This window comes from Ruegeria sp. AD9 (genome assembly GCF_056542305.1).
In genome coordinates this window covers 470654-482551 of the sequence record NZ_JBQFZP010000002.1, presented here as the reverse complement: position 1 = coordinate 482551, position 11898 = coordinate 470654, and the positions used below count along the sequence as shown (strand labels likewise).

Sequence of the window (11898 nt, the reverse complement as noted above, 5' to 3'; positions counted from 1 at the left end):
GTCTCGGTCCCATCATGGCTGATCCCTCCCTTTAGGAAGAATTGAATCAGCAACTTACCAACCGATCAAGCCCGAGTTTTTCAACAAAATATCCGCGAAGCAGACGCTCCACCAAATTTGCCGACTGTCCGCTTCGAGCCCAAACTAACGGATGCTGCGACACGCACGAAAGGCGGCTTACAAGCGCGGTATGCGATGCGATTAAGAACACTGATCAATAGGTCAAAGAGACAACATGATCGATCAAGAGCAATGAAAAAGAGTTCTTGCTACTTATAATAAGCTGATTAACCAGCGAGGGTTGCCGGGTGTACTTGTAAAACCCGTACGCGTGGAATGGTGTGGTCACGAAATGGCGGATCGTGAAAAAAAATCGCCCTATTGATCATCAAGGAGCTTCAGAGGAGATTTGCAGCGTCACATCTGCACGAACCAAAGATCCTGATACAGGGGTGCGGTGCAAAGATTTATCCCGGTGAAGCCATAGAACAGACCTCTAGTCTGACTGATCAGTCATAGATTTCTACCGACAGCGCATCCATCGCATATGAGGTTTCGATATTTGCCTGGCCGTCCACGTAATTGAGTGACTGGGACCTGCTCAGTGCCCGCATTTCCCCGCTTATCCAAACCGGCTTATATAACTCATCGATTTCGAAGCCTTGTTCGTATCGCACGTAAACCATCTGATTGGCTGGAGGTGCTGGTGTGTGAATGCAGGCTCCAACTGTCGGAACCAGAAGGAATTCGACCGCCTTCTGGTCGACAATATCCAGGGGAAGGAGATAGCCGGGAAGGCGCACGTTCTCTCCCAAAAGGTCAAGGTTCGGTTCGCGCGCGGCAATCAACCGTTGGTTCATCACAATTTCGCGTTGTTCAAACAACCAATCTGGGTCAAGGCCTTGAGATACGAGTCCTTCGCGGATCTGAAACGCTTCTGCGCGCTTCTCGTCATCCGCAGTGTCCGCATGCAGAACCTCAATCCGATAAAGCATGGCCAACGCATTGACCTGAGAATATTCTAGGGTGGCAAAAGGATCGTGGTAGGGCCGCTCTTCAGGAAGGAGATCCTGCCAACTTATGTTGCGCGGATCCGCTGCTAGAAGAGGCCCCGCAATCGCAAGGGCGAATAAGATATTCAGAAAATGCGCAATGGTTTTCATTTCAGCGGATCCTCTTATTCAAAGCCGCACCAACAGTCCGTCTGATAGCGTCATACGGTACACCCTTAACGCAGGTATAATACTGGCAAGAAGACCAGAGCAGAAAACGATGGCTATGAGAAGAACCTCGCGAAAACTCGGCAGGCCAACACCGATGCGAAGCCCAAAATTTGCGGCAAGAATCGGATCTATCACGCGCGTGAGAGCGCTGAGCGCGATTACTCCAAGCACGATACCGGCCGACAACAATAAAACGGCTTCAAGCAAGATCAGGGAAAAGACGCCGGCAGGTGTTGCGCCCACGGATCGAAGGATCGCAAATTCACGCCGCCGGTTGTCGAGTGAAGCAGACAACATGACCACCATGCCGATCATTCCAGCCACTGCCACAGCGCCTGCCATCAGACGCAGCGCAGTCTCGGCCGTACTGGTAATCGACCAAAGCTGCAACAGCGCAACATTAGGAAGAACAGCGGTCAGTGCCTCGTCGCGATGGTCTGCCAGTTGCCGTTGAACTGAAAGCACCGCCGTTTTTTCCTCCAGCCCGGCAAAAATCGCGTTGATGGTCCCCGGTTCATGATCATGGCCATCGTGATCGTGCCCGTCAGAGGTCGTGACAGTTTGCCCCTCGTCTTCATGGCCGCTTCCGTGAGCATGACGGTCGTCATGTTCCTGATGCCCTTCTTCGTGCTCGTCAGGCTCGTCTAACTCCACATGGTCATGGTCTTCGTGTTCTCCGGCGACTTCTGGTGCTTCGATCAAAACGAATGGGTCCGCAACCTCTGATGCAGGTTCTTCGTGCAAGGCGTCAAAACCCTCGAGTGAGACAAAAACCATTCTGTCGACGGCCGTCCCGGTATGCCCCAGCACGCCGGTCACTGTGAATGGCGCTTCGTCGTGCACATCAAAGGCGACTTCCCCTGAGCCATGGGCATTCACGATTTCAGTACCTGACGTGTACCCGAAAGCCTGAGCAACTTTTGCTCCAATCACTGCGCCATCTGGAGATTTAAACGGAACACCTTCAGCAAATATCAGTTGCCGGCCGCCACTATGACGAAAGTGGTCAAAATATTGCTCGGACGTTCCTATCACGGGATATCCTCGGTGGTTGTCACCCATCATGATTGGCACTGTCCAGCTTATCTGGGGCAGATCTTCGATCATCTCGTAGCTGTCCCAGCTGATACCAGCGCCAGTTGTGCCGACACCAAAAACCGTTGCCATCAGGATCTGCACATCGTTTCCGCGTGCCGCAATGATCAGGTCGATCCCTGATGCAGAATTGGCAAAACCCGCTCGTGCCTCTGTTCGCAGTCGTTCAACCCCAACAATCAAAGCCACGCTCAAGGCAATGCTAAGAACAGTCAACGCAGCGATAAAGCGGCGATTGAGAAGGCTTTTATAACAAAGATTGAACATCACGTTTTGCCCGCGTTCAGCATCGGCAAGTCAACGCTCCGATCGAAGTGTTTTTCCAGGCTGCGATCATGGCTGACAAATAACAAACTTGCCCCTGATGCTTTGCATTCCTTCAACAACAACTGGACAAACGTGTCTTTCGCTTCCTCATCCAAAGCCGAGGTGGGTTCATCCGCCAAAACTACTTCAGGCGCCCCTATCAGAGCACGCGCCGCCGCAACGCGTTGTTGCTGCCCAACACTCAGTGCGCTGGCAGGTCGATTGATGAGCTCAGTATCCTCAAGACCCAGCTCACTTAGCAACCGTGTGGCGGTAGCCTTGGGGTCTGGCCCCGACCGATTGCGACGTCGCGCTGAAAACCGGCAGGGCAGCAACGTGTTTTCAAGCGCACTGAGCCAAGGCAAGAGATTGAAGACCTGGAAAACAATCCCCAAATGATCCACACGAAAACGGTCACGATCACCTCCGGCCAAAGCCCCGACATCCGTGCCTGCAACGCGAACCGCGCTTTGCGGTACATCGATCACGCCAGCAATTGCCGAAAGCAATGTGGTCTTTCCGCTGCCACTGGGGCCTTTCATAAACACACTTTCCCCGGCCTCAAGATCGAAGCTAGCGACTGAGAGAACCGGGTCAGGTTGACCGGGCCACCGAAACACCAAGGATTTGAGCTCTACAGTTTTCATTGATGACACAGATGCTTTGGCTTGGTTTTTCAAAGATAATTGAGCTTCTTGGTGACCCAGAAAAGGATCTCTGCCAAAACACCAATGGCTCCGGCCTCGTCTGTCTTGACCAAAGCTGTTCCTGACGTTCCAAATTGCAAGTAATTTATGTCTGCATCTGCAGGTAGTTCAACCAATACGATGTAGCTGGATATCCCGGTTAGTTCGCGCAATGAGGGAAGGCCTGACCTTAGATCAACAGTACCTTCGACAGTTCCGACCGGAAAATCGGAAATACGGCCGGTAATTTCTCCGCCGGGTTCCGTTCTAAATGCAAGCCGGATTTCGTCACCGACCGAAACATTGGCACGACTGGATTGGGGCAGAGTAGCAATTACTGCAAAGTCTCCGGGTTCGACAAAAGTTATTGCCCCTTGTAGCGGAGTGGCGCGGTTACCTGGTCGTAGTGATACAGCCGTGACAACGCCGTTTCCCGGCGCTTTTACAACTGTTTGCTCTAAATCCCAAAGAGCTTGCGCAAGTGTCTGTTCGGCCTCCACAACACCTGCGTCACGCCCGTCGATCTTCGCGGCGATACGCCGCTCAAGGCTTGTCTTCCGGGCTTCTGCTGCGCGGATATTCGCGGTCAACTGGTCGATGGTTGAGACAGCCTCTTGCAGTTGGAACGTGGTTGATGCCCCGCGTTCTTCCAAACGGATGATGTCATCACGACGCTGAATTCCGAAAATCAGCTGAGCAGTCAGGGATTCAATCTCGGCCTCGGCAGCTGATAAATCTGATAACAGTTGATCGGCAGATGACTTTGCAGTTTCCAAGACAGCTTCGAGCCGGGAAACCTCGGCTTTGAAAACCTCATTATCTATCCGGAATAGGGTCTCGCCAATTGCAACTTCCTGGTTTGGCTCCACAACGATTTCTGTAACCGTGCCCGCCACGTTCGGAGCAATATTCGTCGAAACACCCTGAATGGATACCGGGCCAGTCGGAGTTGTGTGGTTCAGCGCACCGATGACCACCAGAGCGATAACACCGGCTACACAGTAAACCAGAGTTTTCCAGAATCCATTCCAGGGGAGAAGGTGAAACTTGGAAAAGACCAGCCAGACTATTCCAAAGTAGAGGCCAAGTACGATTAACAAGACTTCATTCCTTCGTGATGTTTCCGGAAAGTTCGAACGACCACCCAAACTTACGAGTGATCGCCCTGTTTGTAATGATGACTTAGTTGTCACCTTGCTCTTCCAACACTTTGCGGTTGGCTTCACGATGGCGCCATGCCGCGCCCATACTCTCTTTCAGATTTTCGGGAAGCACTTCCAGAGGAACAACAAGGTCGTCATCAACTGGCCACTCTGTCAGCAGCTCAGGATGATATCCCTCGGGATAGTACAGCTTAGGATCGATCTCCATATCCCGCACGTAGGGTTCTTGAATGTCTTCGCGCCGGTGGGGCGGCTTCGGCACGATCAACTGACCATTGCTAAAGTCAAACTGCGGCGCTCGTGAGTTTGGAAACTCGGGCAATATGCCTTCGCGAACCCATATCTGATCTTTGGTGACGTTCACAACGATCCCGTCAGGCGCTCCAAAGTGATAGGGGCCTTTCCAGTGCTCTCGGATCTCCGCTACGGTTTCCTCGATCTGATAGGGGTCATAGCTCATGTGAGTGTTCATCAGAAGCCTGGGTTGCACCAGATTGGCAATGTAGCCGGCCGCATAGCTGGGCGTGTGATGGGTGTCGACGGTATACCGCCCGAGGAAAGGCGGCACGCCTTGAACTCCGGATGAGATTTCGATGATTTCCTGTTGCTGTTCCGTTACGAAGACATCGCAGCCTTTGGCGAAAGGAATGTCGATCATGTTGGGTCGACCGTCACCTGTCCAGATGAAGCACATGCCATTCCAGTCCATCCGGTATCCGGACGCACCGTCCTTGGCATGGCTTCTTTGCCAGTGTGTGACTTTGACCCCGTCTTCATCATAGATCACGCCACCATTGTCACGGAAATCAAATTCGTTGACTTCGATGTCCCAACCTTTGCCAACGGGAAAGACGCTGAACGCATCCCGGTGCCAGCCGGTCATCATTTTCATGCCTTCTACCATCGTTGCGGTGCCGTACTCCTTGGTGCGGCCGGATGGGCCGTGGACCGTCAACTGCTCGTGCCATCCACCTGCCCAGGTTCCGAACATCCACAGGTACGGCAGCCCACCAAAGTGGTCCACGTGCAGGTGCGTGATGAATACATCGGTAATTTCATTCAGTGCATATCCACTGGCAATGATGTTCGCTGGTGAGCCCTCACCAATGTCAAACATGAAAATCTTACCGTTACCCAGCTCAACAAGAATCGCTGTGTTCATTTGCCCAGGGCGAATGAACGGGGCAGATCCCATGAAGATAATTCTCATCTCGTTGGGCTGTACATCTTCTGTGCGTGGGAACCAGTTCGCCGCACTTTTCAACCACGGTTGAGGAGAGATGCCCTCAAAGGTCAGACCCTCTTTCCAACGTCCCATTGGGACGCCGCCAGTCAGTGCAGCCTCAATATCTTCTTGGGATGAGGGCTCCTGTACCGGAGGAGCCTGACCGAACGCATTTGTGGCGAACAATGTCGCTGCGACGGCGAGTGCGCTGAGTGACTTAATTGACTTCCTCTGTCTGTCTTGCAGCATATTTTCAGTCCTTTGTTCGAGCCTGGGTGAATATGGGAGCCACTTCTGAAATGGCTTTCGGGACAATCTCTGAATTAGTGAATCGAGAGAGATGCTCGGCGATTTCCTCGGCCAGCCCGTTTAGGCTTTCGGTGACAGGATCGATCAGACATGGTGACGTCTGCTCATTGACCTTCCGGACCCTCTCCAACTCGGTTGAGAGCAACTCGAAGTCACCGCAAAGTGCCTCGAATCCACGATGGTTCTTTCGCATGACGCGGATGCGGCTGATTTGGTCCGGAAAAGCGAGCTCTAGTAAGTTGATGTCCGTCATTGCCCTGGCGCCTAGTCCATCTCTGGGCACTAGGCTGAGGGCACATCGCGCGACGCGGAAGGGTTACACCGTGAAATTAGGGTGACATTCAAATATTCATTTGACAGTATAGAGTTGAAAATACAGAGAAACTTGAAGTTTCAGATGCCCGACAGAGAATTGACCCTTGATCCGGAACGTCACGCGACCCGTGTGAAGTACGCGCTGGACCAGGTATTGGCGAGTGACATATTTGGCAAGGCGGAACGCCTTCGGAATTTTCTGAGCTACGTTGTCGAAGAAGCCATTGCGGGTAGATCCGAGGCTATTCTTGGCAAAACAATCGCTCAGGATGTTTACTTCAAGAGTTTTGCCAGTGATGACGGCCACATCAACGTTGTTCGTGTGGATGCGGGGCGGTTACGGCGGAAACTTCAGCAGTACTATGAAACGGCAGGTGCTGGAGACGATCTGCGCATTCACATTGATAGCGGCGGCTACGCACCTTGGTTCGAGGACCGCTCTGGTACAATTCAGAGCAATGTCGATCATACGCCATTCAGGCCAGGATTACCCTGGCGGATTGGCATCCCTGCTGTCACCATAGCGATCATTGCTCTTGCTTACGTCTTGGGCGGGCGCATGGAACAGGTTGTTGATCTCAACCCAAAGACATCTGCGCGCTCACTTGAGCGAAAGGCTCTATCCGCTAAATCACCCGCTGCAGTACAGGCGTCAAATTACTGCGATCAAGCTCGGGGCCTGCTCTTTCCAATCGCAACTATCGATAACCAGATCCTGGCCAGCGACATTTTTAGAATGGCAATAAATGAGGCTCCCGATTTTTACTGTGGATATGCCGGATTGGCCCATAGTCTGGGAACCCAGGCTCTACTAACGCGAGGCGAGGAAGAGCGTGACGCGCTGATACTGAATTCAGGAAAAATGGCACAGAAAGCTGTGGATATTGCGCCCTCAAACGGCTGGAGCCAATCGGCAATGGCATGGGTGTCTTACGTTTCTGGCGACTATGACAGCGCATTGGACTATTCAGCACTCGCCCAGTCGCTTCGACCCAATGACGGAAACGTTCTGGACTTTCGCGGCGTGATACTACTGGTTATGGGTCGCTTTGAAGAAGCGTATGACGTCAGCGACCCAAGCCACCCCAGAGAGATGGGAAGTCATCGGTTTGCCCACAGGAACATTCACGCGGTTGCCAGTTTTCACATCGGTGAGTTTAGGGAAGCAATCGCGTCCTTGAAATTTGCGAGTGACAATGGTGACCCCGTCAGTGCACTGTCTTTGGTATTTTTGGCGGCTTCCTATCAAAGGTTGGGCGAAGCCAAAGACGCACATGCAACCTTGAATCAACTGAAACAGTCGTGGCCAGAGTTCAGGCCAGATCTTGTTCTAGCAGCATTTTATTCCAGTCCAAATCTATCGGACGAAGTGATTTCAGCCTTAACAGATGCGGGATGGCGGTTTTAAGATATTCCTTTTCGAGCCATGGCTGGAAACAGGCACATTTGCGTAATGTGTGTTTTACCGCCAACACAAGAGAACATATCTTGGTAGTGTTAATGTACGCCGAAAGCGGTCATCGGAATTTGTTGTAGCTAACGGCGGAATTGTCGAAGGTTTTTCGATGCGGGCCGCGGCGCATCGTTGGCGTTCGTGTGTAACCCGGCCCGCGTTGAATAACCTGACAAGGAGGAAGCCGCGGGAGGCTGGGCGGCGTCTATGGGGAAAGTATGCTGCGGGTGATTGCGGGAGCCGGTTCTGAGCGCCGACCAGGCAGGAAGCGCCGGTTGGGGGCGGTTATCCAGCGGGCTGTGTTCGCGCGTTCCGGGTGCCGTCGGAGCCGTTGACCGGGTGATTGCGGGCTAACCACAGGACCGGGCGTACCGGGGGCGTTCCGGAAAACGAATTGGAACCGGGGTAGTCTTCGCGGCATGGACGGGCGTTTCGTCATGCGGCCTGCTCCCTGGGTGGCGCACGGCTCATCGGTTTTTGCCCGCGCCGGAAAATTTCCACGATGCGCATCGGGCCGCCGCAGCAGGGGCACGGCTCGCGCAGGGTGAGCGGAGCGGTCTCAGCAGTCTCCTGCGTTTCCTGTTCGGCCAGTGTCTGCACAAGCAAGTCGCGGATGCGGGCGATGGTGGTCTTGCGGGTGGCGCCGGCCAGCAGGCCGTAGTGGCGGATACGGTGAAAGCCGTCGGGCAGGACGTGCAGCAGGAACCGGCGGATGAATTCGCCGGTCTTGAGCCGCATCACCTTCATCCGGTCGCCGCGCTTGATACGGTAATCCTTCCAACGGAACGCAACGGTCTCGGCATCGGCGCTGACAAGGCGGTGGTTCGAGATCGCAACGCGGTGGGTGTATCGGCTGAGATAGGCGAGGACAGACTCGGGCCCGCCGAAGGGCGGTTTGGCGTAGACGACCCATTTGGTCTTGCGGAGCGGGGCGAGGCAGGCGGCGAAGGCCGCGGGATCGGCCAGTCTTTTCAGATCACCGAAGAACTGAAGCTGCCCTGCCTTGTGCAGCGCCGACAGCCCTTCCAGGAACAGGCGCCGGAACAGCCGGGCCAGGACGCGCACGGGCAGAAGGAAACCAGGGCGGCAGGCGATCCAGCGTGTAGCGTCAGGTGACAGGCCGCCGCCGGGCACGATCATGTGGACATGCGGGTGGTGGGTCAGCGCCGAACCCCAGGTATGGAGTACAGAGGTCATGCCCACGCGGGCGCCAAGGTGCCGGGGATCGGCGGCGATGGTCGTCACGGTCTCGGCTGACGCTCGGAACAGCAGGCCGTAGACCGCCGTCTTGTTCCAGTAGGCGATCCGTGCGATCTCCGCCGGCAGGGTGAAGACCACATGGAAATACTCCACCGGCAGCAGGTCATCGGCCCGTGCTGCCATCCAGTCGCGCGCGGCCGGCCCTTGGCACTTCGGGCAGTGCCGGTTCTTGCAGGAATTGTACGCGACATGCCGGTGACCGCATTTGGCGCAGGCTGCCACATGCCCGCCGAGCGCCTCGGTCCGGCAGGCTTCAATCGCCGACATCACCCTGAGTTGGGTGAGGCTGACATGCCCGGCATTGGCCCGCCGCCATGCGGGACCATGGGCGCGAAAGATGTCAGCGATCTCAAGCCGCGGGCGGGGCACCACCCTGGTCCGCTACTCCCGGCTTCGATCCTGCAGCTTGGCCAGCGTCTCGTAGGGGCTCGCCGTGTCACGGATCAGCTTCGTGGCGACATGTGTGTAGCGCTCCGTTGTTTCGAGTTTGGCATGCCCGAGCAGGACCTAGATCACCCGCACATCCGTACCGGCCTCCAGAAGGTGCGTCGCGAAGCTATGCCGCAGCGTGTGCAGCGTGCTGCCCGGCTTCTTGATCCCCGCGATGTGCTTTGCCGAGCTGAAGGCGCGGTGGAGTTGGCGCGACGAGAGGGGGTTGATCTTGGGCTTGCCCGGAAACAACCAGCCCTCAGGCCGCGCCTCGCGCCAATACTCGCGCAGCAGGTTCAGCAATCCCGGCGACAGCATGACCTTCCGGTCCTTCCGCCCCTTGCCCTGTTCGACATGAATCAGCATCCGGTCGCTGTCGATATCGCTGACCTTGAGATTGCAGACTTCCGAGGCCCTGAGCCCGGCACCATAGGAGATGCTCAGCGCCGCCCGGTACTTCAGCCCCGGTCCTGGCGCGACCCGCAGCAGTGCCGCTACTTCCTCGGCGCTGAACACCACGGGGAGCTTGCGCGGCTGGGTGCGGAACTGCATGTGCCGCTTCATCTCGCCCCGCCCGCAGGTGTCTGACGTCAGCGCCTACCGGACAGATTTAGGGGTTTGAGCAACGGAGGATTTCTGGTTCATCGAAGCCATTATGGAGCGAAGATGAATAAGAAATCCGGAACATCAAAGGATGCGGCTGACAAGCTGGTCCGAGGCATCAAACGCAAGACACGCAAGCATTACTCTGCTGAAGAGAAGATCAGGGTCGTGTTGGCAGGGCTGCGTGGTGAAGAGAGTATCGCTGCGCTTTGCCGCCGTGAGGGGATTGCCGAGAGCCTGTATTATTCCTGGTCGAAGGAATTCCTTGAAGCTGGGAAGAACCGTCTGGCGGGTGATACAGCACGACAGGCGACATCACCTCAGGTTAAGGAACTACGGTCGGAATCCGCAGCCTTGAAAGAGGTCGTCGCGGAGCTGACTCTTGAGAACAGATTGCTCAAAAAAAGCATGATCGGGGATGGGGAGGACGACGCATGAGATATCCCGCCTCCGAGAAGCTTGAGATCATCCGCACTGTGGAAGCCTCGCATTTGTCGGTGAAGCAAACGCTGGCGATGCTCGGCATCCCCAGCAGTACCTACTACGATTGGTATGCGCGCTGGAGCGACGGTGGCCTTGATGCGCTGGCTGACCGTTCGCCGCGCCCGCGGTCAGTTTGGAACCGCATACCGCACGACACCCGCGAGGATTTTGTCGCGTTCGCGCTCGACCACGAAGACCTGACGCCTAGGGAACTGGCGGTCAAATATACTGACGAGAAGCGATATTTTGTCTCCGAGTCATCGGCTTATCGCATCCTCAAGGCCGAGGATCTGATCACCGCGCCAGCCCATGTGGTGATCCGCGCAGCCGATGAGTTCCGAGACAAGACAACCAGACCGAACGAGCTCTGGCAGACCGACTTTACCTATCTCAAGGTCATCGGCTGGGGCTGGTTCTATCTCAGCACAATCCTTGACGATTACAGCCGATACATCATCGCCTGGAAGCTTTGCACGACGATGAAGGCCAAGGATGTCACTGACACGCTGGAGCTGGCGTTGGACGCTTCGGGCTGCAACAGTGCGACCGTCGTGCACAAGCCAAGACTTCTCAGTGATAATGGCTCATCCTATGTTGCCGCCGATCTGGCTGATTATCTTGAGGATAAAGGCATGGATCATGTTCGTGGTGCGCCGCACCATCCGCAGACCCAGGGTAAGATTGAGCGCTGGCACCAGACGATGAAGAACCGGGTTCTCTTGGAAAACTACTTCCTGCCCGGCGACCTGGAGCGCCAGATCAGCGCCTTCGTCGATCACTACAACAACCACCGCTACCACGAGAGCCTGAGCAATCTGACGCCCACCGACGTCTACTACGGACGAGGCCCGAAGATCCTGAAGATGAGAGAGGAGATCAAGAAACAGACAATCAGAAAACGCCGGTTGCAGCACCAATCCGCTGCCGCCTAAACTGAAACAGAAATCGAACCAGAGCCTCCGTTACCAAAACGCATCCGCTTGCCGGAAAACTCTGACGACGGACAATCTCGCCCCGCCCGCAGGTCGTCTCGAAGAAGAACCTCAGCGCAATGATGCGGGCGTTGTAGGTCGGCGGCGTGACACCGCAGTCGGTCATGTGAAGCTGGTAGGCGCGCAGATCGTCCGGCGTCGCGGTGTCCGGCGACCGTCCCAGAAACGCTGCGAAGTCCTTGATCGCCCGGATGTGCGACTTCTGAGACTTGTCACCCAGCCCCTTGATCCGCATGTCCTCGATCATCCGCTCGCGCAGCGGCGTTGTTCTCTCCTCCGCCATGGGAACCTCCTGTCTTTCGATTGAGAGGTCCCAATCGTCAGACAGCCGCGCCCATTCCCAAATGCACAGGGGT

The 11898-nt window shown here is 55.5% G+C and carries 9 protein-coding genes and 2 pseudogenes; 2 read left to right on the top strand and 9 right to left on the bottom strand.

Annotated features, from left to right (window positions below; all coding sequences use genetic code 11):
• Positions 1-509: 509 nt before the first annotated feature.
• The 6 genes from ACR0AM_RS05380 to ACR0AM_RS05355 form a co-directional block, all read right to left on the bottom strand.
• Positions 510-1163 (bottom strand): DUF3299 domain-containing protein, encoded by a 654-nt coding sequence (locus tag ACR0AM_RS05380; protein WP_010442259.1) that lies wholly within the window; start codon positions 1161-1163, stop codon positions 510-512.
• A gap of 18 nt (positions 1164-1181) precedes the next feature.
• Positions 1182-2585 carry an ABC transporter permease gene (locus ACR0AM_RS05375; RefSeq protein ID WP_260027312.1) on the bottom strand — a complete coding sequence of 468 codons (1404 nt, stop codon included), beginning with the start codon at positions 2583-2585 and terminating at the stop codon, positions 1182-1184.
• Positions 2585-3271, bottom strand: coding sequence for an ABC transporter ATP-binding protein (locus tag ACR0AM_RS05370; RefSeq protein ID WP_037321629.1), 687 nt, complete (start codon positions 3269-3271; stop codon positions 2585-2587). The genes ACR0AM_RS05375 and ACR0AM_RS05370 overlap by 1 nt, the downstream gene beginning before the upstream one ends.
• A 29-nt stretch (positions 3272-3300) precedes the next feature.
• The gene (locus tag ACR0AM_RS05365) at positions 3301-4536 is read right to left on the bottom strand and encodes an HlyD family secretion protein (RefSeq protein ID WP_480622320.1); all 1236 of its coding nucleotides are present in this window, start codon (positions 4534-4536) and stop codon (positions 3301-3303) included.
• A complete protein-coding gene (gene gntH, locus ACR0AM_RS05360; protein ID WP_480622319.1) occupies positions 4493-5791 on the bottom strand; it encodes a guanitoxin biosynthesis MBL fold metallo-hydrolase GntH in 1299 nt (432 codons plus the stop codon). The genes ACR0AM_RS05365 and gntH overlap by 44 nt, the downstream gene beginning before the upstream one ends.
• A gap of 160 nt (positions 5792-5951) precedes the next feature.
• Positions 5952-6260: a hypothetical protein gene (locus ACR0AM_RS05355; protein WP_010442264.1), complete on the bottom strand. Its 309-nt coding sequence runs from the start codon at positions 6258-6260 to the stop codon at positions 5952-5954.
• A 144-nt stretch (positions 6261-6404) separates the two neighbouring features.
• Between ACR0AM_RS05355 and ACR0AM_RS05350 the strand changes: the two genes are divergently transcribed.
• Positions 6405-7730 (top strand): tetratricopeptide repeat protein, encoded by a 1326-nt coding sequence (locus ACR0AM_RS05350; RefSeq protein ID WP_010442265.1) that lies wholly within the window; start codon positions 6405-6407, stop codon positions 7728-7730.
• Positions 7731-8210: 480 nt separating this feature from the next.
• Here the strand turns inward: ACR0AM_RS05350 and ACR0AM_RS05345 are convergent, their stop codons facing one another.
• Together ACR0AM_RS05345 and ACR0AM_RS05340 are read right to left on the bottom strand one after the other, a co-directional pair.
• Positions 8211-9404: an IS91 family transposase gene (locus tag ACR0AM_RS05345; RefSeq protein ID WP_480521400.1), complete on the bottom strand. Its 1194-nt coding sequence runs from the start codon at positions 9402-9404 to the stop codon at positions 8211-8213.
• A 12-nt stretch (positions 9405-9416) separates the two neighbouring features.
• Positions 9417-10058 (bottom strand): annotated as a pseudogene (locus ACR0AM_RS05340) (tyrosine-type recombinase/integrase).
• A 72-nt stretch (positions 10059-10130) separates the two neighbouring features.
• Between ACR0AM_RS05340 and ACR0AM_RS05335 the strand changes: the two are divergent.
• Positions 10131-11482 (top strand): IS3 family transposase gene (locus tag ACR0AM_RS05335; protein ID WP_480622318.1). Its coding sequence is split into 2 segments (ribosomal slippage): positions 10131-10466 and positions 10469-11482, totalling 1350 coding nucleotides; the frame shifts between segments, so codons are not numbered across the junction.
• Between the two features lie 55 nt (positions 11483-11537).
• On the opposite strand, the pseudogene ACR0AM_RS05330 reads toward ACR0AM_RS05335, so the two are convergent.
• Positions 11538-11825: pseudogene (locus ACR0AM_RS05330) on the bottom strand (site-specific integrase); the annotation flags it as partial.
• Between the last annotated feature and the right edge of the window lie 73 nt (positions 11826-11898).